At 59.3% G+C, this 21,195-nt stretch carries 18 protein-coding genes, 1 tRNA gene and 2 pseudogenes; 12 read left to right on the top strand and 9 right to left on the bottom strand.

The features are described 5' to 3' along the window. A pseudogene (locus P353_RS29905) lies at window positions 1–274 on the top strand (hypothetical protein); the annotation flags it as partial. Window positions 275–714: 440 nt separating this feature from the next. Here P353_RS29905 and P353_RS10075 read toward each other — a convergent pair. From P353_RS10075 to P353_RS10055, 5 genes are all read right to left on the bottom strand, one after another. After that, window positions 715–1,257 (bottom strand): HAD domain-containing protein, encoded by a 543-nt coding sequence (locus tag P353_RS10075; protein ID WP_113707709.1) that lies wholly within the window; start codon window positions 1,255–1,257, stop codon window positions 715–717. 206 nt (window positions 1,258–1,463) lie between these two features. Further along, complete coding sequence (locus tag P353_RS10070) at window positions 1,464–1,961, bottom strand: TetR family transcriptional regulator (protein ID WP_157839589.1); 498 nt, start codon at window positions 1,959–1,961, stop codon at window positions 1,464–1,466. Continuing rightward, window positions 1,936–3,816: a tyrosine-type recombinase/integrase gene (locus tag P353_RS10065; protein WP_034368691.1), complete on the bottom strand. Its 1,881-nt coding sequence runs from the start codon at window positions 3,814–3,816 to the stop codon at window positions 1,936–1,938. The genes P353_RS10070 and P353_RS10065 overlap by 26 nt, the downstream gene beginning before the upstream one ends. A gap of 10 nt (window positions 3,817–3,826) precedes the next feature. Continuing rightward, the gene (locus tag P353_RS29195) at window positions 3,827–5,428 is read right to left on the bottom strand and encodes a hypothetical protein (protein WP_157839588.1); all 1,602 of its coding nucleotides are present in this window, start codon (window positions 5,426–5,428) and stop codon (window positions 3,827–3,829) included. Beyond that, window positions 5,425–6,591 (bottom strand): tyrosine-type recombinase/integrase, encoded by a 1,167-nt coding sequence (locus P353_RS10055; protein WP_034368689.1) that lies wholly within the window; start codon window positions 6,589–6,591, stop codon window positions 5,425–5,427. The genes P353_RS29195 and P353_RS10055 overlap by 4 nt, the downstream gene beginning before the upstream one ends. Window positions 6,592–6,985: 394 nt before the next feature. Between P353_RS10055 and ygiD the strand changes: the two are divergent. Next, a pseudogene (ygiD, locus tag P353_RS10045) lies at window positions 6,986–7,768 on the top strand (4,5-DOPA dioxygenase extradiol); the annotation flags it as partial. Window positions 7,769–8,006: 238 nt separating this feature from the next. Here ygiD and P353_RS10040 read toward each other — a convergent pair. After that, on the bottom strand, window positions 8,007–9,203 hold the full coding sequence (locus tag P353_RS10040; protein WP_034368685.1) for an amino acid aminotransferase: 1,197 nt from the start codon (window positions 9,201–9,203) through the stop codon (window positions 8,007–8,009). Between the two features lie 175 nt (window positions 9,204–9,378). Here P353_RS10040 and uvrB point away from each other — a divergent pair, with 175 nt between their 5' ends. From uvrB to P353_RS09990, 10 genes are all read left to right on the top strand, one after another. Further along, window positions 9,379–11,445, top strand: coding sequence for an excinuclease ABC subunit UvrB (uvrB, locus tag P353_RS10035; protein ID WP_034368737.1), 2,067 nt, complete (start codon window positions 9,379–9,381; stop codon window positions 11,443–11,445). 228 nt (window positions 11,446–11,673) lie between these two features. After that, entirely contained in the window at window positions 11,674–12,210 is a 537-nt protein-coding gene (gene iscR, locus P353_RS10030; protein ID WP_003054211.1) for a Fe-S cluster assembly transcriptional regulator IscR, read from the top strand. A 173-nt stretch (window positions 12,211–12,383) separates the two neighbouring features. Next, window positions 12,384–13,604 (top strand): IscS subfamily cysteine desulfurase, encoded by a 1,221-nt coding sequence (locus P353_RS10025; RefSeq protein ID WP_034368684.1) that lies wholly within the window; start codon window positions 12,384–12,386, stop codon window positions 13,602–13,604. Between the two features lie 34 nt (window positions 13,605–13,638). After that, on the top strand, window positions 13,639–14,034 hold the full coding sequence (gene iscU, locus P353_RS10020) for a Fe-S cluster assembly scaffold IscU (RefSeq protein ID WP_003054213.1): 396 nt from the start codon (window positions 13,639–13,641) through the stop codon (window positions 14,032–14,034). A 4-nt stretch (window positions 14,035–14,038) separates the two neighbouring features. After that, the gene (gene iscA, locus P353_RS10015) at window positions 14,039–14,362 is read left to right on the top strand and encodes an iron-sulfur cluster assembly protein IscA (RefSeq protein ID WP_003054214.1); all 324 of its coding nucleotides are present in this window, start codon (window positions 14,039–14,041) and stop codon (window positions 14,360–14,362) included. Between the two features lie 146 nt (window positions 14,363–14,508). Then, window positions 14,509–15,027, top strand: coding sequence for a Fe-S protein assembly co-chaperone HscB (gene hscB / locus P353_RS10010; protein WP_034368682.1), 519 nt, complete (start codon window positions 14,509–14,511; stop codon window positions 15,025–15,027). Window positions 15,028–15,121: 94 nt separating this feature from the next. Then, window positions 15,122–16,981 (top strand): Fe-S protein assembly chaperone HscA, encoded by a 1,860-nt coding sequence (hscA, locus tag P353_RS10005; RefSeq protein ID WP_034368680.1) that lies wholly within the window; start codon window positions 15,122–15,124, stop codon window positions 16,979–16,981. Between the two features lie 15 nt (window positions 16,982–16,996). Continuing rightward, a complete protein-coding gene (gene fdx, locus P353_RS10000) occupies window positions 16,997–17,335 on the top strand; it encodes an ISC system 2Fe-2S type ferredoxin (protein ID WP_003054218.1) in 339 nt (112 codons plus the stop codon). A 173-nt stretch (window positions 17,336–17,508) separates the two neighbouring features. After that, complete coding sequence (gene dnaQ / locus P353_RS09995) at window positions 17,509–18,240, top strand: DNA polymerase III subunit epsilon (RefSeq protein ID WP_034368677.1); 732 nt, start codon at window positions 17,509–17,511, stop codon at window positions 18,238–18,240. A 16-nt stretch (window positions 18,241–18,256) separates the two neighbouring features. Further along, window positions 18,257–18,331, top strand: a tRNA-Val gene (locus tag P353_RS09990). Window positions 18,332–18,546: 215 nt separating this feature from the next. Here P353_RS09990 and P353_RS09985 read toward each other — a convergent pair. From P353_RS09985 to P353_RS09975, 3 genes are read right to left on the bottom strand one after another with little or no spacing between them, the layout of a single operon-like run. Next, window positions 18,547–19,338, bottom strand: a complete 792-nt coding sequence (locus P353_RS09985; RefSeq protein WP_034368735.1) for an SDR family NAD(P)-dependent oxidoreductase — start codon at window positions 19,336–19,338, stop codon at window positions 18,547–18,549. A gap of 5 nt (window positions 19,339–19,343) precedes the next feature. Further along, complete coding sequence (locus tag P353_RS09980) at window positions 19,344–19,904, bottom strand: DUF3833 domain-containing protein (RefSeq protein WP_034368675.1); 561 nt, start codon at window positions 19,902–19,904, stop codon at window positions 19,344–19,346. Beyond that, window positions 19,901–21,190, bottom strand: coding sequence for an MFS transporter (locus P353_RS09975; protein ID WP_034368673.1), 1,290 nt, complete (start codon window positions 21,188–21,190; stop codon window positions 19,901–19,903). Before P353_RS09975 ends, P353_RS09980 begins: the two co-directional genes overlap by 4 nt. Between the last annotated feature and the right edge of the window lie 5 nt (window positions 21,191–21,195).

Raw genomic sequence — 21,195 nt, 5'->3', positions numbered from 1 at the left:
CGTCCTCTGGGCACGTCAGTCGGTTCTGAAATACGACCAGGTAGCATTGGCTGCTTTCCGAGAGGCTCCACACAGTCGCAGGGCGCATCCTTCAGACGAATACTATCTGCCTTTGCTGGTGGCAGCGGCTGCAGCCAGTTCTAGCGACCCGATCACCGTCATTGACGGCGGCGTGACTTACGGTGTGTTGTCGATGGAGGGCTATGTCTTTGGTGAGTTACCCGACTCCGACATAGCGATGCCTATTGCAGCCGACGCCGCAGTGCCTTCCTAAGCCTGAGCTTGAGAGCGAGCACGAACACGAACTCTGATTTCCACATCGTCAAATAACCCGAAGGCCAATCCTGGCAGTTTGTGCTGTTCATGCATGGCCGTTGGTTCAGCGCCGCAGTCCTTGATGGATGCCGACCAAGTTTTACGAAGCATGAACCATTCAGGAAGGCACTGGCAGGATCACCGCAGTTATGCAAGATTTGGGGGCAGGGGCTGTTAGGGCGCAATCGCTGCATGGCGGCCCTGCGAGCACCGATGCAGGTGCAGACCCCTGACAGGTTTGATGCGCGGCCGTTAGATGCAACCCGAAGGTTGCTGAGGGCTGTTAAAGCGATTCATGAGCAGGTATCTGCAGCCTCTGAGAAGCCACATTTTGATAGCTTCGATTGCATCCCATGTAGTCTGCAGTGAATCGACCAGCCTTTCCTAGATAGTTTGAGATTACAGCTTCAAGTCGGAACAGGTAATGCGCTGCAGACCAAGTCGAACCTGTGCCACAACTGTTGGATCCGCTAGGCCTCTCTCAGGGTGTGATCTAACAAGCTTGTCACGACACCATGCAGGCCACTGGAGAAAGTCGTCGTCGATAGCGAGCCAATCGGATGGGCGGCGACGAAACACGTCTGCCCAAACTTGCATGCCTCGGTAAGCCGAGTTGAATTCGGCCCGGTCCATTTGACTATGAAAGGTTGCCCCGATGACTCTGTTGCGCAACTCAAGAGGTAGACGACGCGCGGCACCATGGCAGCCATACTTCATGGCCCAGGACGTAGATAGGACGATGCGGACTGCAGAATGCGGCTCCAAGAGCTCGACCAGCAAAGGAGCATGTTTGAACAAACTGTCACTGGAAGATGCGTCTAGGTAGGGCCCTTTTGACGCTGACCAGAGTACGTTATGGTGATGTAAAACGCCATCGAAATCGAGGTACAGCACGGGCCCGCAACCAGACAAGCCTTGAGACTCTGGCCTTTCGATATGCATGTTTGTCATGGCCGATCTTCTTGGGAAAAGTGCAGTCATTTAGTAAAAGGCGACAGTCAGACTCTCAAACTTCAAGCTTACCAAATGAGGGACAGAGAAAGCTGTATTTAATGCCAATCAAAATGCGTACAAAGAAGCCTCTCTCTGTCAAAAAGCGCTGGTTTTCCCTAATAATTTTGAGGTTGGCCGGCAAGCTCAAGAGCTTGTCATTGTTGGGGCGTTGTTGTACATCCAAACTCTCCTTTGGTCACCTTCCCTTGTGCAATAGCACTCTGCAAATCAAGTTCCTTCCGTAATGCTTCGTTCTTACTTACCAGCCGCGTGATCTCTGCAAGCTGATCTTTGACTTGCTTGTTCAGTTGGCGGTTCCGTTCCCGCGCCTCTGCAAGAAGATCGGCCGTGTCGTTTCGCTGCTGGCGAATTGTGCGACCCACGAGCGCTCGTACCTGCTCGGCGAAGTCGGGGTAGCGGTGGTTAATCAATGAAGGAGACACGTTGGCTTGATCGGCAACCGCCTTCAACGTGATTTTCTGACCAAGACTCTGCAAGATTTCGAGCGCATTTTGTAAATCGGCCATGGTGCGCTCACGGTCTCGACGGCGCGGGGTAGGGCGACTTTCTTGCCCAGCCGATGAACCGGATCGTTGCGTTGAAGAACGTTGCAAAGCCGTACTTTCTTTAGGTTTTCCTGTCTTGGTGGGCATTTTCTGCCTCCGGATTGATGCCCAAGTCACGAAGAATTTTGCTTGCTTGTTCCAGATCCGCGCTGACCCGCTTGAGAGCTCCAGCACCCCACTGTTCTGCTTCTACTAACAGTTCCTTGTGATGTCGGTAGGCTTCCTCCCAGATGTTGATGAACCGGTTGTCTATGACCCCATCACGGCAGCTTCCGCATCTACCTCTCTCATATATGCCCGACCCACCACATCCTTCATCTTGAGCTAGGCACCATGAATGGCCTGTGGAGCGAATTAAGACTCGCTTAGATGCTTCCATCACCAGCGTCTTGCGATCAGGGAACTTGTGGGCGCGCATTTCCATGATTTTATGGCCAGCACCTCCTGCTAGTGGCTCATCTTTTTCCAACCAACTGGCAATAATCTCCCCCTTATAACGCATCAGTTCTGAGAGGATGTCGTCATATAGCGCACTGTCCTGACGGGGGCTCGCGGCATAGAGCTGCGCCATGTTGATGCTCGAATGCTTGAATTGTTCTTTCAGAAAAAGCAGGTCACCCAATTTATGGCGCACGAAGGTGTGGCCGTATAGTCGGCGCATCTGATGAGGAGCCAGAGCCCAGGTTGTCCCAGCTTTACGGGCAAGCCTCGAGAGGTTGAAACCCCAACAGGAATCCGACAACGTTGTTATCCCGCTATGTGGTGCTTTGCCGAGAAACAGCCGCCTACAGTTACTGCGGGCTGTGGCAAGCCAATGCAGTTCCTCCGCTGTGTGCGAGCCGGGTCTAAGCTCCATTTCGACGATCTGCTTTGCGAGCAACTGGCGGTAGGGTTCCGACCAGCGTTCCAGAATATGCAGTATTCGGTGGCCCATAGACGGCATCAGGTAGTCCACCAAACCTTTTTTTGTCTTGTACTCTGTACCGGTGAGCCAGTGAAAGGGGATGCCGTTTCGTTCCTCCGTACGCCCCGCACCGACTTCGATGCTGGCGAGTTCGGAGCAGCGCATACCTGTGAGCACTCCTAGGAGATAAAAGCAGGCATCGCGGATAATTGTGATCTGGGGGTCATAGAACGTTTTACGTTCTCCCCGATCGCGTTCGTCCATCAGAGACTCGGCCTTGTCCAGAGTACCCTCGGCAAACAAAAACAGAGTGGATGCCACATCCATTGGAATGAGTGGCGTTTGAGAAACTTTGCGCGAATTAGCGCGCTGCATGCTGGTGTTTCCCGCCATGTCGGCGGCACTCGAATCTGGCCACGGGTGAAGCGATAGAGTTCCCTCGTGCTCGGCGCGAAAGAGATAAAGAAGCTCTATGCTAGAAAATAAGTTCATCAGCGTGCCCGGCGATTTTCCGGAAAGCTTCTGCTCATGAACAAAGTTGGCAATGTGGAGTGCTTGTAGATCGGCCAGAGACTTTAGCTTAAATGCGCTGGCGTAGCGACAGAGGTGTTTTAGTTGTTTGATGAGCTTTAATAGTGAACTAACTTCTGGGGTTTTCAGCCCAGGCCTCCCTCGTTTCCAATAGGCATAGAGGACGTTTTGCACGGCCTCTCGATAATCGTCAGGAATGTCCAACCAGTTCAGCTTCTTTTCTGAGTTTCTGATGTTTGCGGTTCTCACGAATGGCCACAACTCCCACTCTAGATCACCGACCCGACTTATGACCAACGTATTGCCCGAATTATCAATAACAGCGCTGACTACTACCTTGGCCCGCTCCTCTTGCGATAGACCTGCCAAGCTCGGCGGTTGTTCTGCCAGGAGACCATAGGCTTTTCCAGTCCGTTGGCTGCCCGTGTGCATAAGGTAAAAGCGCTTGGCTACCGAAGGTGTCGCCAATTTCAACTGCTCGCTTGGGGAGAGGTTGTGCTTGACCATTGGTGATCCTTTACAAGGTGTAGGCCGCCCAGAAGCCGAGAGGCTCTGCGCGGGAGCGCTCGCGGGCAGCGGCTACCAACTCGACATCAAACTTATCGGCTGTAAATCGTTCGATCAGTAGCATGGTTTGGCGGAACTCTGTCCGCCAATCTTCGGATCTAGCACGATGCATCTCCCGTTCCAAAAAGAAGTAAAAGGAGAACAGGCGGTGTAGGTCGTCGGGCGAACCGGTGATAGCGTACGAAGTGCATGAGAAGCACGCGAGAAAATCGTCGCAGGCTGTGCCGTCTTTAGGTGCCCTGTCGCCTTTGTAGGGGTCTCTGCAGCGTCCTGTTGGCGTCCTCTCAGGCAGGATCGGGATTATCTTGTCCGTGTCGCTGCCATTTCGATATATTTCGGGTAGGGCCTCCCCGACGAAGGTGGCATTTTCCCGCATCTGCTGAGTGCAGGCGAGGTAATGCATGTCCGCTACTTTGGGGCTGTGGCCCATAAGCGCTGCTGTCGCGATCAAGTCTCCGCCCGAGAGGTCGAACAGGCGCATTTCCACCGTTTTTCGTAGGCGTGACAGGTTTAGCCTTAGCGGTTTCCCGTCATCCCCGCACAAATTGTTGCGAGTGACAAATGCTTTGATGCCATTTTTAAGCATGGCTGAGCTCAGGGGGATGGCTTTTCCAGCTGCCATGCTGTTGCGCATTGATCGGTATAGAAATAGCCGGTTGCTGTATTCCGGCGCTGCTTCGCTTACTAGATGCGCTGAGTAGGTCTGCGCTTTTTGCACGAGTGCGACACCATCCATGGCGACTGATACCGAATCTTCAACTTCCTTGCTGTAGCGAAGTTGAACGATTCTAGTTCCCTTTCCTCGTCGCTTGAACAGAACTAAGCGCTTCATGTTGGGCATGAAGGGATGATCCTGCAAGCAATCACGCTTGGCTTCAAGTAATGGTGCCGGATTAGCCCCGCATCGGATTGCCACGGCTAATACCAGAACGACCAGAGCGTGCGACTCAGGTCCTAGGAACTGACCGTGGTGGCTGGCGATTAAGTCTTCTCGCAGCGCATTCGCCACACGCATTCGCTCGGTTGATGACAGCGGCTCCTCTCCTCTGGCCTGGCTGTTACTACGCGGGAATGGATTAACAGGAAACAGATCTTCATGCGCCGGAAAGATTTGGCGTCGGCTGAGTGCGGTTAATACAGACTTGATGTCCCTATAGCGCCCGCGTTGGGTGTCGTATGACCAGCCATGTATCGAGATCCAACCGAGGAGGCGACGAATGGTTCGTGGTTCGAGAGCTGCGGGTTCGGAGGGGCCTTGATTGGCTACAAGGAACTCGAAAAAGTACCGTAGGCCATGGCTCCAGTAATGAGCAACCGTGGTTGGTGTCACACTTTTCCCTTGAATGAATGTGCGCAGTAGGGCAGCGCAGGCATAGATCCAAGCATCGATGCCTTTATTGAGCCACGGGGTCAGGTCAATGTTTCGTGTACCCGTTGTATTCTCAGGCAAAGAGATCACCAGCGGGCTATCTGCTCCCAGTCGGGACTCGGACGGAGGAGTCGTTGTTATCGCTATTGGAGCTGGAGCATCAAAGTTCTTCTTTGTTCTCATGAGGATTCATTTCCTACTGTTGAGCTGAACAGTTGGTCTATTTCGTCCTCGTGCGCTAGCACAAGCTGGCCTTTTAATATTCGGATTAGGTGCAAGTAGTGATATGTGGTTGACACGTTGCTATGGCCCATCCGATCACAGACATAAAGAATCGGCTCGCCCTGGAAGGTGGGGCTTTTATCTAGGCTCCACAGGAGGTAAGTGGCATAGCTATGTCGAAGCATGTGAGCGGTGACCTTGAAGCCTACTCTTTGTGAGAGCTTCGCGAAGATGGCAGTCACGGCGTTCCTGCTGTAGGGAACGCCACCTTCGGTCAGGAATAGATGAGGCAATTCTTTGGCCTCAGGGTGGTTGTTTGCCCGGACTTGCCTCTGACGCACGCTGTAAATCCACAGTTTTTCCATCAGGTCGTAGGGCATATCAATATCCCGTGGCTTTTCGCGTTTCAGATCCATGTGCTTAGGGTCGAGGTACAGCGAGAACTTTGCTCCTGCTCGTAAGTCCTTGCGCCTTGACGGATCGAAGGTATAGGCATCAGGGAAGCTCCTGCACTCAATCTGGCGCAAGCCCGTACGAACCATTAATTCGAACATGAGCTGGTGAGTAGGGTTGACCAGCGTCTTATGACAGAGGTCGATCTGCTCTTTTGTCAAGAACCGTATGGTTCTTTGTTCTTCGGAAAGCAGGATGGCAGGTGTTTCCATCTTTCCGCCGCTTGCGTCAACATGGGCGAGAAAGCCTGGTTCGCGGCTGGTTTGAACCGTCACATAGTCGAACGGCACGCGCTCAATGTAGCCTTGTTGTTCCGCCCATTTGTAGAAGCGAATGACCACGCGCATGCGCTGATTTATCGTGCGCGCGCTCAAACCCAGAGTGCCACGCGACCAATCACGCCAAGCCTCAATGGCTCCTGGATGGTCACTGGTGGGTGCCGCGCGCCAGTCTAGATGATTGGTCAGGGAATAAGCGAAGAAGTCGTAGATCGCGCGGCCATAGGCCTCCCAGGTCTTCTTGCTTTGAATCCGGCCCGTACTGGGGAGTAGATGCCACAGAAACGATTGAGCCGGCTGAATGGCGTCACCATCGTCGTCGATCAGCAGTGGAAAGCCTTCATAGACCATACCGGCGACCACCAGGTTGCTGTCCGCTAAAACGAATCTCATAGAGTTTCCCCAAGTCGCTTCCTAGTCTCTTTGAAGTCGAGCTCGAAAAGATCTGTCACCAAATCGTTCGTCTCCGTTTCGCTCCGTTGCACGTGCTTATCAAAGGGCTTTGTGCCGGCATCGGATGGCTCACAGTAACGCTCCCCCACAGACGCACCTAAACGTACGAAGCTCCTGCATTGGTGCGGGCTGTGCGTGGGGCGAAGCTCGATATGAGCATGCAGAGCAGGGCGCATGACCATTGTCGCGGGCATGAGTGTCCAGCTCTCCAATTCCAAATTACCTTCAGGTCGAGTTCGCATATTGCATCCCTTTGGCCCCGTCATACAGAGGAAGACGGCTAAGGAACTCTATCGAGGGATTGATGCTAAGTCAATTTGGTAACTATTCTGATCACGGCAGCCCCATGAATGTGATCGAGGACACGCACTGGCGCCAAAGCTGGAAGGCCCTGGGCCAGGAGCTGACGGCCAAGGGCATTGCGCCGCAGCTGATTCTCTGCGTCTCGGCCCACTGGCTGACCGAGTCCGACTGGGCGCTGACCGGCATGGCCCAGCCGCGTACGATTCATGACTTCGGCGGCTTCCCGCAAGAGCTGTTCGATCAGCAATATCCGGCCCCCGGCGCGCCCGAGGTGGCCAGGCAGCTGGCGGCCGAGCTGCATTCGCCGCAGGACGGATCGGCCTTGCTGCTGGACCAGAAATGGGGTTTTGATCACGGCACCTGGTCGGTGCTGCTGCCCATGTTCCCCGAGGCGAAGATTCCCGTCATGCAGCTGAGCATGCCCTATGGTCTGGCGCCCGAAAAGCATTTCGAGATGGGCCGCCAGCTGCGCGCGCTGCGCGAGCGCGGCGTGCTGATCGTGGGCAGCGGCAATATCGTGCACAACCTGCGCGCCATGCAGCGCGGTGCCAGCGACAACCAGGCCTATGACTGGACGATCCAGTTCGACACCGAAGTACAGCAGCGCCTGGACAGCGGCAATCTGGCCGATCTGAGTACCTTCCTGGACTGGGGCCCGCAGGCCCGTCTGGCCCATCCCACACACGACCACTATCTGCCCCTGCTGTATGCGGCAGGGGCGGTGCAGGAGGGCGAAGCGCCGCGCGTGTTCAACACGGCCTACCAGTATGCGGCGCTGTCCATGCGCTCGGCCATCTGGGGATTGGAAGCCTGATATGTGATTTTGATAGCTTGATGCGCTTTTTTTAAAAGGTTTTCAGATGCTTTTCTATCTGAAAACAATATAGGTAAGGCGCTAGCAGCTATCAAATATTGGGCGGCACTGAAACGGGTACTGAAACAGGTACTGAAGCCGGCATTGAAGCAGGCATCGAAGCGGCCATAAAAAAAGAGCAAGGGACTAAAAGTCCGTTGCTCTTTTGCTTTCAGGGGCCAGGCCCTGAATCGCGCGCTTAGATCACGGCGGCGATGGCCTTGCAGACATAGTCGATGTTCTTGCTGTTGAGCGCAGCCACGCACATGCGGCCGGTGTCGGTGCCGTACACGCCGAACTCGGAGCGCAGGCGCACCATCTGGTCCTTGGACAGGCCGGAGTACGAGAACATGCCGATCTGGGTGGTGATGAAGGACATGTCTTGCTGCACGCCGGCAGCCTTCAGGCCGTCAACCAGCTTCTGGCGCATGGCCTTGATACGCACGCGCATCTCGCCCAGCTCCTTCTCCCACAGAGCGTGCAGCTCGGGGTTGTTCAGCACCGCTGCCACCACGGCGCCGCCATGGGTGGGAGGGTTGGAGTAGTTGGTGCGGATGACGATCTTCAGCTGCGACAGCACGCGAGCGGCTTCGTCCTTGTCGGCAGCCACCACGGACAGGGCGCCCACGCGCTCGCCATACAGGCTGAAGCTCTTGGAGAAGGAGGTCGAGACAAAGATGTCCAGGCCGGCGGCCACGAACTTGCCGATCACGGCGCCGTCTTCGGCGATGCCGTGGCCAAAGCCCTGGTAGGCCATGTCCAGGAAGGGGATCAGGCCCTTGGCCTTGACGACGGCAATCACTTCATCCCACTGAGCGGCAGTGATGTCGTAGCCAGTGGGGTTGTGGCAGCAGGCGTGCAGCACGACCACGGTGCCGGCGGCGGCAGCGTTCAGGTCGGCCAGCATGCCGGCGAAGTCGATGGAGCGGGTCGCTGCATCGTAGTAAGCGTAGGAGCCGACTTCAAAACCTGCGTTGGTGAAGATGGCCTTGTGGTTTTCCCAGCTGGGGTTGGAGATCAGGACCTTGGCGTTGGGGTTGAGCTTCTTGAGGAAGTCGGCACCGATCTTCAGGCCGCCGGTGCCGCCGATGGCTTGCACGGTGGCCACGCGGCCGGACTTGACCACGTCGGACTCGGCACCGAACACCAGGGCCTTGACGCCGTTGTCATAGGCGGCGATACCGTCGATGGGCAGATAGCCGCGGGCGGTGGGTTTTTCCATCATGGCCTTCTCGGCGGCCTGCACGCACTCCAGCAGGGGCAGCTTGCCGTTGTCGTCGAAGTACACGCCCACACCCAGGTTCACTTTGTTGGGGTTGGAGTCAGCGTTGAATTGCTCGTTCAGACCCAGAATGGGGTCGCGGGGGGCCATTTCGACGGCGGTAAACAGAGACATGAAAAAATCCTTGAGGGATGGAAATAAGTCAGGTCACCCCCAGCTACTGCTCCGAGCGCGTTAGACGGGCAGGGCATTGCCCGGTGCTCGAAAAAACGCATCAGCCTAGGTTAGGCTTGAGGGTTGGGCTGCCATTCTACTCCGCGCTTACCCTATGCGTCATGGACATGAGATCATGCAAGAACAAAATATGAATGCCGAGCCGCAAGGCCGTTTCGTGCAATACCCGGACTCGCCGTTCGAGCTGTTCCAGCCCTATCCACCGGCGGGCGATCAGCCTGCGGCCATCGAAAAACTGGTCGAAGGCGTCAATGACGGCGAGTCCTTCCAGACGCTGCTGGGTGTGACTGGCTCGGGCAAGACCTTCACCATGGCCAACGTGATCGCGCGTCTGGGCAAACCGGCTATCGTGTTTGCGCCCAACAAGACCCTGGCCGCACAGCTGTACTCGGAGTTCAGGGAGTTTTTCCCGAAAAACGCGGTCGAGTACTTCGTCAGCTACTACGACTACTACCAGCCCGAAGCCTATGTGCCCCAGCGCGACCTGTTCATCGAAAAGGACAGCGCCATCAACGAGCACATCGAGCAGATGCGCCTGTCCTGCACCAAAAGCATCATGGAGCGGCGCGATGTGGTGATCGTGGCCACCGTCTCGGCCATCTACGGCATTGGCGAGCCCGAGAGCTACCACCGCATGATCATGACGCTGCGCGCGGGCGACACGCTCAACCAGCGTGACGCGATTGCGCAGCTGATCCGCATGCAGTACCAGCGCAACGACCAGGATTTCTCGCGCGGCACCTTCCGCGTGCGAGGCGACACCATCGACGTGTTCCCGGCCGAGCACTCGGAGCTGGCCGTGCGCATCGAGCTGTTCGACGACGAGGTGGAGACCCTACAACTGTTCGACCCGCTCACGGGCCGGGTGCGCCAGAACATCCCGCGCTTCACCATCTATCCCAGCAGCCACTATGTGACGCCGCGCGACAAGGTGCTGGCGGCCGTGGAGACCATCAAGGAAGAGCTGGCCGAGCGCCTCAAGCAACTGGTGGGCATGGGCAAGCTGGTCGAGGCGCAGCGCCTGGAGCAGCGCACGCGTTTCGATCTGGAAATGCTCAGCGAAGTGGGGCATTGCAAGGGCATCGAGAACTACACCCGCCATCTCTCGGCCTCCAAGCCCGGCGATCCGCCCAGCACGCTGACCGACTATCTGCCGCGCGACTCCATCATGTTTCTGGACGAGAGCCATCAGATGATCGGCCAGCTCAACGCCATGTACAACGGCGACCGGGCGCGCAAGACCACTCTGGTGGAATATGGCTTTCGCCTGCCGTCGGCGCTGGACAACCGTCCGCTCAAGTTCGAGGAGTTCGAGCATCGCATGCGCCAGGTGGTGTTTGTCTCGGCCACGCCCGCCGAATACGAAAAAACCCATGCCGGGCAGGTGGTGGAGCAGGTGGTGCGTCCAACGGGCCTGGTCGACCCCAAGATCGAAGTGCGGCCGGCCATTCACCAGGTCGACGACGTGCTGCAGGAAATCCGCCTGCGCGTGGAGCTGGAGGAGCGCGTGCTCATCACCACGCTGACCAAGCGCATGGCCGAGCAACTGACCGAATACCTGACCGACAACGGCGTGAAGGTGCGCTATCTGCACTCCGACGTGGATACGGTGGAGCGCGTGGAAATCATCCGCGACCTGCGTCTGGGAGCCTTCGATGTGCTGGTCGGCATCAACCTGCTGCGCGAAGGCCTGGATATTCCCGAGGTCTCGCTGGTGGCGATTCTGGATGCCGACAAGGAAGGCTTTCTGCGTGCCGAGCGCAGCCTGATCCAGACCATCGGTCGCGCCGCGCGCAACGTCAACGGCAAGGCGATCCTGTACGCGGACCGCATTACCGAGTCCATGAAGAAAGCCATAGGCGAAACCGAAAGACGCCGCGAAAAACAGATGGCTTTCAACGAAGCCAACGGAATTGTGCCCAAGCAGATTGTCAAGAGGGTGAAAGACCTGATTGATGGTGTCTACAGCGAAAAGAGCGGCAAAGAGGCCGAACGCCTGCAGGAGCAGGCGCTACAACAGGCACGTGTCGAGGATATGTCGGAGAAAGACATTGCCAGGGAGATCAAGCGTCTGGAAAAGCAAATGCTCGAGCACGCCAGGAACCTGGAATTCGAGCAGGCAGCGCGTGTGCGGGACCAGCTTTCGCTGCTCAAGCAGCAATTGTTCGGTGCGGCGCCGTAGGAATATTCCTTCGCCTTTCTCAGGGTTATTACGTGAGTGCACGCTGTTACCCGACAAAATTGATGGGGAATGTGATATACTCGCGTCAAACACTCAACAACAAACTTCCCTCACAGAAGGGCTCTGAACCTAATCACAGGACGGAGTAAGGGCGGAGACTGTGCTCGTCTAGGTACTGTGACCAGACGTGCGTTTCTGTAACGAACAATCCTGACTGAAGGAGCTCGTATGCGTCTTACGACCAAAGGCCGCTTTGCGGTCACCGCGATGATCGACCTGGCTCTGCGCCAGAACAATGGCCCTGTGACCTTGGCTGCCATCAGCCAGCGTCAGCAGATTTCGCTGTCCTATCTGGAACAGTTGTTTGGCAAGCTGCGTCGCCACGAACTGGTGGAATCCACCCGTGGCCCCGGCGGCGGCTACACCCTGGCCCGAAAGGCAACGGACATCACCGTGGCCGACATCATCGTCTCGGTGGATGAACCCATTGATGCGACCCAGTGCGGTGGCAAGGAAAACTGTCTGGGCGAAGCCGGCCGCTGCATGACCCATGAGCTGTGGGCCGCACTGAATCAGCGCATGGTGGAATTCCTGGACTCCGTCACTCTGCAAAAGCTGGTGGACGAGCAACTGGCCAAGGGCATCCAGATCGAGGACAAGCCCGTGGTGCGCCGCGCCATCTCCACAGCACCTGTGGTCAAGCCCATCCGTGTGAACGCACCGAACTCGGTGTTCGCCCTGGGTAACGCCTTCGCTAAATCCTGATCCGGGGCCGCTTGAGCAGTGCTCGGGCGGCAACCAGATCGGCATGAAGCCCGACTCCGATAGTCAGGGCCTGGATGCATGCATGGCTGTGCGGCATGTTTCTTCGCCCTGATGGCACCACAAGGTGCATCGATTCCTCACGATTTGTCAGCCAAAAACAAGACGAGCCAGTCATGGACATGACCCCGCACTTTCCCATTTATCTCGACTACGGTGCAACCACTCCGGTGGACCCCCGCGTGGCGGACGCCATGATTCCCTGGCTGCGTGAACATTTTGGCAATGCCGCATCGCGCAGCCATGCCTGGGGCTGGGAAGCCGAAGAAGCCGTCGAGAAGGCCCGCAAGCAGGTGGCTGATCTGATCGGCGCCGACCCGCGCGAGATCGTCTGGACCAGCGGTGCAACCGAGTCCGACAACCTGGCCATCAAGGGTGCAGCGCATTTCTATCAAGGCAAGGGCAAGCACCTGATCACCGTGAAGACCGAGCACAAGGCTGTGCTGGACACCATGCGTGAGCTGGAGCGCCAGGGCTTTGAAGTCAGCTATCTGGACGTGCAGGAAAATGGTCTGCTGGATATCGAGGTGTTCAAGGCGGCGATCCGCCCCGACACCATCCTCGCCAGCGTGATGGCCGTGAACAACGAGATCGGTGTGGTTCAGGACCTGAACACCATTGGCGCTCTGTGCCGTGAGAAGGGCATCATCTTCCACGTCGACGCAGCTCAGGCTTCGGGCAAGATGGATCTGGACATGCAGACCATGCCCATCGACCTGATGAGCCTGGCTTCGCACAAGACCTACGGCCCCAAGGGCATCGGTGCGCTGTATGTGCGCCGCAAGCCGCGCGTGCGCCTGGAAGCGCAGATGCACGGCGGCGGTCATGAGCGCGGCATGCGTTCGGGCACGCTGGCAACCCACCAGATCGTGGGCATGGGCGAGGCCTTCCGCATCGCCAAGGAAGAGATGGCCAAGGACATGGAGCACGCCCGTGCGCTGCGCCAGCGCCTGCTCGACGGCCTCAAGGATCTGGAGCAGGTGTTCGTCAACGGCGATATGGACAACGGTGTTCCCCATTACCTGAACATGAGCTTCAACTTCGTCGAAGGCGAGTCGCTGATCATGGGTATCAAGGGCTTGGCCGTGTCCTCGGGTTCCGCCTGCACATCCGCCAGCCTGGAGCCCAGCTATGTGCTGCGTGCCCTGGGCCGCAGCGACGAGCTGGCACACAGCTCTTTGCGCATGACCTTTGGTCGCTTCACGACGGAAGAAGAAATTGACTACGCGATCAAGTCGATCCGCGAAAACGTGCTGAAGCTGCGCGAGCTGAGCCCGCTGTGGGAGATGTACAAAGACGGCATCGACCTCAGCACTATTCAATGGGCTGCACACTAAGCACAGATTACAAAGAGTTCAAGAGGTAGACACCATGGCTTACTCCGAAAAAGTTGTTGACCACTACGAAAACCCCCGCAACGTTGGCTCGTTCGACAAGAGCGATGACTCCGTCGGCACGGGTATGGTGGGCGCGCCCGCCTGCGGCGACGTGATGAAGCTGCAGATCAAGGTCAATCCCGCCACCGGCGTGATCGAGGACGCACGTTTCAAGACCTATGGCTGCGGCTCTGCCATCGCCTCGTCTTCGCTGGTGACCGAATGGGTCAAGGGCAAGACGCTGGACGAGGCTGCGGCCCTGAAGAACAGCCAGATCGCTGAAGAGCTGGCGCTGCCCCCGGTCAAGGTTCATTGCTCCATCCTGGCCGAAGACGCCATCAAGGCAGCCGTGAACGACTACCGCGCAAAGCGCACTGCAACGGAAGCCTGAGGCCATGGCCATCTCAATGACCGAGGCGGCTGCCCGTCATGTGAACCGCTATCTTTCACGTCGCGGCAAGGGGATTGGCGTGCGCCTCGGCGTGAAAACCACCGGCTGCTCCGGTCTGGCTTACAAGCTGGAGTATGTGGACGAGGTCCAGCCCGATGACGTGGTGTTTGAAGACCATGGCATCAAGGTTCTGATCGACCCCAAGAGCCTGGCCTATATTGACGGCACGGAACTGGACTTTGTCCGCGAAGGCCTGAACGAAGGCTTCAAGTTCCACAACCCCAACGAGCGTGATCGCTGCGGTTGTGGTGAGAGCTTCAGGATTTGATTTCTCCCTGAGTCGCTTCGCGCCTTCCCCCAAAGGGACGACACCTTCGCTGCGAGGCGGCTCTTGCTCGGTGTCCCTGGCGTGTGTAGCGCCCAAGCGTAAGAACGGAACCGCCTCAGCGCTGCTGTAGGCGGTTTTTTAATGCCATGAATCTGCAATCTGACGACTTTGAATTGTTTGGCCTGCCGCGGCAGTTTGCGCAGGAGCGCAGCCAGGTCGATGCACGCTGGAAAGAGCTGCAGCGCGAAGCGCACCCCGACCGTTTTGCCGCACAGGGCGCTGCCGCGCAGCGCGTGGCCATGCAATGGTCGGTACGCATCAACGAGGCCTATCAGCGTCTGAAGGATCCGCTCAAGCGCGCCGCCTATCTCTGCGAGCTGGCGGGTGCGCCGGTGCGCGCCGAAGACAACACGGCTATGCCTGCGGCATTTCTGATGCAGCAGATGGAGTGGCGCGAAGCGCTGGAGGATGCAGCCAGCGAGCAGGAACTCGATGTCCTGGAGGCCGAGATGCTGGCCGCCAAGAAGCAGATGCTTGGCGAATGCGCGCGTCTGCTTGACGAGGCTGGCGATGCCGCAGCTGCCGTGCAGCAGGTGAGAGCCCTCATGTTTGTTGCGCGATTTGCGCAAGATGTGGATCGCCGTCGCGATCAACTGGGACAATAAGACCCAGAGCAACGCTTTGCGCCCATGGCGCATGGCGTATCCATCTTGAGCGGGCCAGCCACGCTGGCCTCAGACGTTTCAAAAGAAGAATTTCATGGCGCTTTTGCAGATTTCCGAGCCCGGCCAATCCCCCGATCCCCATCAGCGACGCATTGCCGTGGGTATCGACCTGGGCACCACGCACTCTTTGGTCGCCGCCGTGCGCAATGGCGTAGCCGAATGCCTGCCTGACGATCAGGGGCGTGTGCTGCTGCCGTCGGTAGTGCGCTACATGGAAATGGGCCGCCGCCAGATTGGCTTCGATGCCAAGGCAGCGCAGGCTCAGGACGCCGTCAACACCATCAGCTCGGCCAAGCGCTTCATGGGGCGCAGCCTGGCCGATATCGAGTCGCCCGAAAAGCTGCCTTATCGCTTCGGTACTGGGGACAGCAGCGTGATCTCCATCGAGACCGTGGACGGTGCCAAGACGCCCGTGGAAATCAGCGCCGAAATTCTGGCGACCCTGCGTTTCCGCGCCGAAGACACGTTCGACGACGAGCTCTACGGCGCCGTCATCACCGTGCCCGCGTATTTTGACGATGCCCAGCGCCAGGCCACCAAGGATGCGGCCAAGCTGGCAGGCATCAATCTGCTGCGCCTGATCAACGAACCCACGGCGGCAGCCATTGCCTACGGCCTGGACAATGCGGCAGAGGGCGTCTACGCCGTCTACGATCTGGGTGGCGGCACCTTCGATATCTCGGTGCTGCGTCTTGCACAGGGCGTGTTTGAAGTGATCGCCACCGGCGGCGACTCGGCACTTGGCGGCGACGACTACGATGACGCGCTGGCGGCCTGGGTGGCGGAAAAGACCGACACGCAGCTGGAGTCGGCGGCAGACAAGACCGCCTGGCGTATTGCCGCGCGCAATTGCAAGCAGGCCCTGACTGAATCAGAAGTTGTAGCGTTTACCGCTGATGTTTCTTCGGGTTCAGTGTCTTTTGATGTCAAACGTGAGGAGTTCATTGCGCTGACTGCTTACTTAACCAGCAAGAGCCTTGCGGCCGTGCGCCGCGCGCTCAAGGATGCAGACCTGAGCCGCGATGAAGTGCAGGGCGTGGTCATGGTTGGCGGCTCCACCCGCATGCCCCAGATTCGCCAGGCCGTGGCGGACTTCTTTGGCAGCGAGCCGCTGACCAATCTCAATCCCGATGAAGTGGTGGCGCTGGGCGCTGCCATTCAGGCCAATCAGCTGGCCGGCAACAATACCGCCGGCGATTTGCTGCTGCTGGACGTGATCCCGCTGTCGCTGGGCGTGGAAACCATGGGTGGCCTGTCCGAGCGCATCATCACGCGCAACGAGACCATTCCCACGGCTCGCGCACAGGACTTCACGACCTACAAGGACGGCCAGACTGCTCTGGCCATTCATGTGGTGCAGGGCGAGCGTGATCTGGTGGCGGACTGCCGCAGCCTGGCGCGTTTCGAGCTGCGCGGCATTCCGCCCATGGCCGCCGGTGCGGCGCGCATCCGCGTGACCTTCACGGTCGATGCCGACGGCCTGCTGTCCGTCAGCGCCAAGGAGCAGACCAGCGGCGTCGAAGCGCATATCAACGTCAAGCCTTCGTACGGGCTCTCCGACGACCAGATCGCCCAGATGCTGCAGGACGGCTTTGCCACGGCACAGGAGGACATGAAGGCCCGCGCCCTGGTCGAGGCCCGCGTGGATGCCGATCGCATGCTGCTGGCCACACAGAGCGCGCTGGACGTGGATGGCGATGTGCTCAGCGCCGAGCAGCGCGACAGCATCGACGGCCTGATGACGGCGCTGCGCGCGGCCGTCGCGAGCGATGATCCGGCCGTCGTGGAAGGCGCGACGCAGGCCCTGGCCAAGGGAACCGAGTCGTTTGCGGCCGAACGCATGAATCGCAGCATCCAGCGGGCGCTGGCCGGCAAGAGTGTCAACACCATTTAATTCATAAACAGAACAATGCCCATCATCAAAATTCTCCCTCACGCCGAGTACTGCCCCAACGGAACAGAAATCGAAGCTCCCGTCGGCACTTCGATCTGCGAAGCCATGCTGGACAACGGCATCAATATCGAGCATGCCTGCGACATGAGCTGCGCCTGCACGACCTGTCATGTCATCGTCAAGGAGGGGTTCAACTCCCTGAACGAGGCCGAGGAAGAGGAAGAAGACCTGCTGGACAAGGCCTGGGGCCTGCAGCCTCAGTCGCGCCTGTCCTGCCAGGCCATTCTGGCGCGCGAGAATGTGACGGTGGAGATCCCCAAGTACTCCATCAATCACGCTAAGGAAAATCACTGAGCACCCCCTGAGGCGCTTTGCGCCTTCCCCCTCTCTCTGCGCGCTTCGCGCTAGGGGAGGGGGACGACACCCTCGGTGCGCGGCGGCGCTTCCTCGGTGTCCTGGCTTTGGTACGCGCTTGTTTTAGAAATTGTTGGGCGATGTGAGCGCCGCAGGTAATTGGGAGAAATTGAATGTCGCGCCAAATTGTTCTGGATACGGAAACCACCGGTCTGTCGGCCATCGATGGCGATCGCCTGATCGAGCTGGGCTGCGTGGAGCTGGTGAACCGAAAGCTCACCGGCAACAATCTGCATCTGTACTTCAATGCGGGTCGCGACAGCCACCCCGATGCCTTGCGCGTGCACGGCATCACGACCGAGTTCCTCAAGGACAAGCCGCGCTTCGAGGAAAAGATCGACGAGATCTGGGAGTATCTGCAAGGCGCAGAACTCATCATCCACAATGCGCCGTTCGACCTTGGCTTTCTGAACAACGAGCTCAAGCTGGCCAAGCGTCCACCGCTCAAGCAGTGCGTGGGGGGCGTCATTGACACTCTGGTCATGGCCAAGGAGATGTACCCGGGCAAGCGCAACTCGCTGGACTCGCTGTGCGATCGCCTGGGTGTCGACAACTCCAACCGTACGCTGCACGGCGCCTTGCTGGACGCGGAGCTGCTGGCGGATGTCTACATCAATCTGACGCGCGGGCAAGATGCCTTGCTCATGACAGAGGAGCCTGCAGATGCCCCGGCGGCCGGGACGATGATCGTTGCCTCGGTAGACCTGAGCAGCTTCAAGCTGCCGGTGCTGCGTGCCAACGAGCAGGAGCAGGCGGCCCACGACGATGTGCTCAAGCAGTTGGATAAATCCAGCGGCGGCAAGACTGCTTGGCGCAACTTTGAAAATGTGAGCGCCAATCCCTGATACAATAACGCTTATCGGGTGATTAGCTCAGCGGTAGAGCACTGCCTTCACACGGCAGGGGTCACATGTTCGATCCATGTATCACCCACCAGATAGCAAACCCTCTTGAGTCAATGATTCAAGAGGGTTTTTTGTTTTGGGGATGCGGGCTGCATTCATCCCGTTGATGCATGCCGAGCTGCTCCAGAGCTGCGGAGTTCGGGCTCGCGCGCGAGCCGTTGGGACCTGGCGGGCGCCGTGTGCTCAAAGCATGACTGAGTGGCAGAGTGCCTGCTCGGCCTCGGCAGCTTGCGCAGGGCCAGGCAGTCAGTTGCCGGTGATGCGGCGCACGGCCGCGAAATACCAGGCATCGGGCAGGCAGCGCAGCAGACGCATCCAGCGTGTGAAGCGGCGCGGAAAATTCATCTCGAAACGTCCCTGGGCCCAGCCTTGCAGCATATGCCGGGCAGCCTCGTCGGCATCGATCAGGGCCGGCATGCTGAAGTGGTTTTGCGCCGTCAGCGGCGTATCGACAAAGCCGGGGTTGATGATGGATACACCCAGGCCCCTGTCGTGCAGGTCCAGATAGAGGTTCTCGGCCAGGTTGTTGAGTGCTGCCTTGGTCGGGCCGTAGGCCAGGGACATCGGCAGCCCGCGATAGCCGGCCACCGAACCGACCAGTGCCAGATGGCCTTGCCCGGCGGCCAGCAGCATCGGAAGCACGGCATCGAGCAGATGCAGGGCGCCGCCATAGTTCACGGCCAGATGGCGCTGCATCTCGGACAGGTCGAATTCCGTGGCGCGCTGGGGCTTGTAGCGGCCTGCGCAATAGACAATCAGATCGGGAGCCTTGCCGCAATGAACCTGCACCGCCCGGGCTCCTGCAGTCAGGGCTGCAGCGTCGGTCACGTCCAGCGGCAGGGCCAGGCAGCCATCGTGGCTGCGCACGAAATCCTGCAGGGCGTCGCCTTGGCGCGCAGAAACGATCACTCTGGCTCCTTGTCTGTACAGCGCGTCGGCCGTGGCGCGGCCTATGCCCGACGAGGCTCCCAGAATCCATGCCGAGCGACCCTGCCAGTCGCGCAGTGGCGGGTTCAGCCGTGCACACAGCAGCGACATGATCATCACTCCTTGATGATGGCAAGTGTCACATCGCCCAGGTGCAGGCCCAGCTTGCTCATGGCGGTGCGGTTGAGCAGGGTGCGTCCGTCGATCAGGTACATCCAGTCATCCATGCTGACATTCCAGACTCTTCCATTCACGGGCAGAGCGAGCACATAGCTCCAGCGAATGGCATTGCCGGCGCTCTGGCCCTGGGCTTCGCCCACCACGTCGTCGGCGCGGCCGCTGTAGCGCCCGTCGCCCAGGTGGCGGAGATGCCAGATGCGCTGCTGCGTGCTGCCGTCGCTGTAGACGAAGTGCTCGTCCAGCGTGCCTTCGTCGCCTTTCCAGCTCCCTGTCATGCGCACGGTGAAGCGCTTGACCACCTTGCCCGAGCGGTCGGTGAACATGCCGTGCGCCGTCAGCGGCCCGTTGAAATACTGGCGCAGGTCCAGTTGTGGCTGCTCCCTGGCATAGTCCTGCACGGAAGGCCCTGCGCAGCCAGCAAGGCTCAGTGCCAAGGCCGCACCCAGGCAGGTGCGCCGCAGTGGCGAAAACGAGGTGGATCGGATGATGTGGCTCATGTGTGCCTCCATGAAGAATGCAGACGCTCGGCGCGCCAGAGCAGGGCCGCTGCTGCGAGCTTGAGCAGGCAGGGCAGGCCGCCATAGGCCCAGGCCAGTGCCTGCAGGCCTGCAGGCTCGCCGGTACCGCTGCGATAGCCGGCTGCCGACAGCAGGGGCAGGGCCAGACCCGCAGCCAGGGCCAGGTTGAGCTTGGTGGCGCAGGTCCACCAGCCCAGGTAGCGGCCTTCGCTGCGGCCGCCTTCGCCAGATTCGTGAATCACGCCTGTGAGCAACGCCCCCGGCAGGGCCAGATCCGCGCCCAGGGCCAGCCCGCTGGCCAGGCAGATCACGGCAAAAGCCATGCCATCGCCTTCGCCTAGCCAGGGCGTGAAGCCGAAGGCCAGCACGCTGGCCAGCATGCCGGCCCGCCAGCTGGGTGCCAGACCCCAGCGTGCAACGGCTTTCACCCATAGCGGCAGGCCCAGGGCTGCAGCGCCGAAGAAGCAAAGCAGCAGCACCGGTAGCAGTTCCGAGGCCTGCAGCCGGTCTGCCACGAAGAAAGGCAGCAGGGTGGCGGGAATGGCGGCAGCCACCCCATTGACCATGAAGATAGCCAGCAGCCGCCTGAAGCCTGCATTGGCCCATGGGGAGTTGGCAGGCCCGGTCACGGGCTGCGGCTGTTGTTGCTGTGGAACCGGAGTCTTGAGCCGCAACAGGCTGGTCAGGCCCAGTGCCAGACCCAGTGCGAGAAAGCCTGTGGTCGCATCCAGTCCCAGCCAGGCCGGCAGCATGCTGGCCAGCAGCACACCCGTCAGGCTGGCCCCCTCGCGCCAGGCCGTGACACGCGCACGCCAGGCGGGCTCACCGCCCCAGCGCGTGCCCCAGGCCTGGTGGAGGATGACGAGCATGCTATAGGCCAGCGTGCACACCAGCAGGCTGCAGGCAAGCCAGCTCAGCAAGGCCGCCGTGTCCTGCGCATCGAAAGGCGGATGCCAGAGGGCACCGAAGCCCAGCGCCATCAGCAGGCTGGACAGGACCGCCGCACCTGCGGTGCAAGCCACGCCCCGGCGCAGAAGCCGGTCGACCCAGCGGCCTAAGGCTGGGTCGACCAGGGCATCGAAGGCCCTTGTGGCCAGCAGCACGGCGCCCAGTCCCGCCAGCGGGGCTCCCGCCACGCTGGCGTAGTGGTAGGGCAGGTTCACATACAGCGGCAGGGAGGCGAAGGCCAGCGGCGCGGCCAGCGCGCCATACGCCAGCCCTGTGCGCCAAGGCAGGAGGGGGGCGGTGGCCGTATGCGAAGGCATGAGAT

This window comes from Comamonas testosteroni (genome assembly GCF_000761245.1).
Taxonomy (GTDB): domain Bacteria; phylum Pseudomonadota; class Gammaproteobacteria; order Burkholderiales; family Burkholderiaceae_C; genus Comamonas; species Comamonas testosteroni_C.
This window is presented reverse-complemented; position numbering and strand designations above follow the sequence as displayed.

Bases quoted from the DNA above. Each gene is read 5' to 3' on its own strand.
- P353_RS10075 (WP_113707709.1), bottom strand. From the start codon at position 1,257: ATGCATATCGAAAGGCCAGAGTCTCAAGGCTTGTCTGGTTGCGGGCCC.
- P353_RS10070 (WP_157839589.1), bottom strand. From the start codon at position 1,961: ATGCCCACCAAGACAGGAAAACCTAAAGAAAGTACGGCTTTGCAACGT.
- P353_RS10065 (WP_034368691.1), bottom strand. From the start codon at position 3,816: ATGGTCAAGCACAACCTCTCCCCAAGCGAGCAGTTGAAATTGGCGACA.
- P353_RS29195 (WP_157839588.1), bottom strand. From the start codon at position 5,428: ATGAGAACAAAGAAGAACTTTGATGCTCCAGCTCCAATAGCGATAACA.
- P353_RS10055 (WP_034368689.1), bottom strand. From the start codon at position 6,591: ATGAGATTCGTTTTAGCGGACAGCAACCTGGTGGTCGCCGGTATGGTC.
- P353_RS10040 (WP_034368685.1), bottom strand. From the start codon at position 9,203: ATGTCTCTGTTTACCGCCGTCGAAATGGCCCCCCGCGACCCCATTCTG.
- uvrB (WP_034368737.1), top strand. From the start codon at position 9,379: ATGCAAGAACAAAATATGAATGCCGAGCCGCAAGGCCGTTTCGTGCAA.
- iscR (WP_003054211.1), top strand. From the start codon at position 11,674: ATGCGTCTTACGACCAAAGGCCGCTTTGCGGTCACCGCGATGATCGAC.
- P353_RS10025 (WP_034368684.1), top strand. From the start codon at position 12,384: ATGGACATGACCCCGCACTTTCCCATTTATCTCGACTACGGTGCAACC.
- iscU (WP_003054213.1), top strand. From the start codon at position 13,639: ATGGCTTACTCCGAAAAAGTTGTTGACCACTACGAAAACCCCCGCAAC.
- iscA (WP_003054214.1), top strand. From the start codon at position 14,039: ATGGCCATCTCAATGACCGAGGCGGCTGCCCGTCATGTGAACCGCTAT.
- hscB (WP_034368682.1), top strand. From the start codon at position 14,509: ATGAATCTGCAATCTGACGACTTTGAATTGTTTGGCCTGCCGCGGCAG.
- hscA (WP_034368680.1), top strand. From the start codon at position 15,122: ATGGCGCTTTTGCAGATTTCCGAGCCCGGCCAATCCCCCGATCCCCAT.
- fdx (WP_003054218.1), top strand. From the start codon at position 16,997: ATGCCCATCATCAAAATTCTCCCTCACGCCGAGTACTGCCCCAACGGA.
- dnaQ (WP_034368677.1), top strand. From the start codon at position 17,509: ATGTCGCGCCAAATTGTTCTGGATACGGAAACCACCGGTCTGTCGGCC.
- P353_RS09985 (WP_034368735.1), bottom strand. From the start codon at position 19,338: ATGTCGCTGCTGTGTGCACGGCTGAACCCGCCACTGCGCGACTGGCAG.
- P353_RS09980 (WP_034368675.1), bottom strand. From the start codon at position 19,904: ATGAGCCACATCATCCGATCCACCTCGTTTTCGCCACTGCGGCGCACC.
- P353_RS09975 (WP_034368673.1), bottom strand. From the start codon at position 21,190: ATGCCTTCGCATACGGCCACCGCCCCCCTCCTGCCTTGGCGCACAGGG.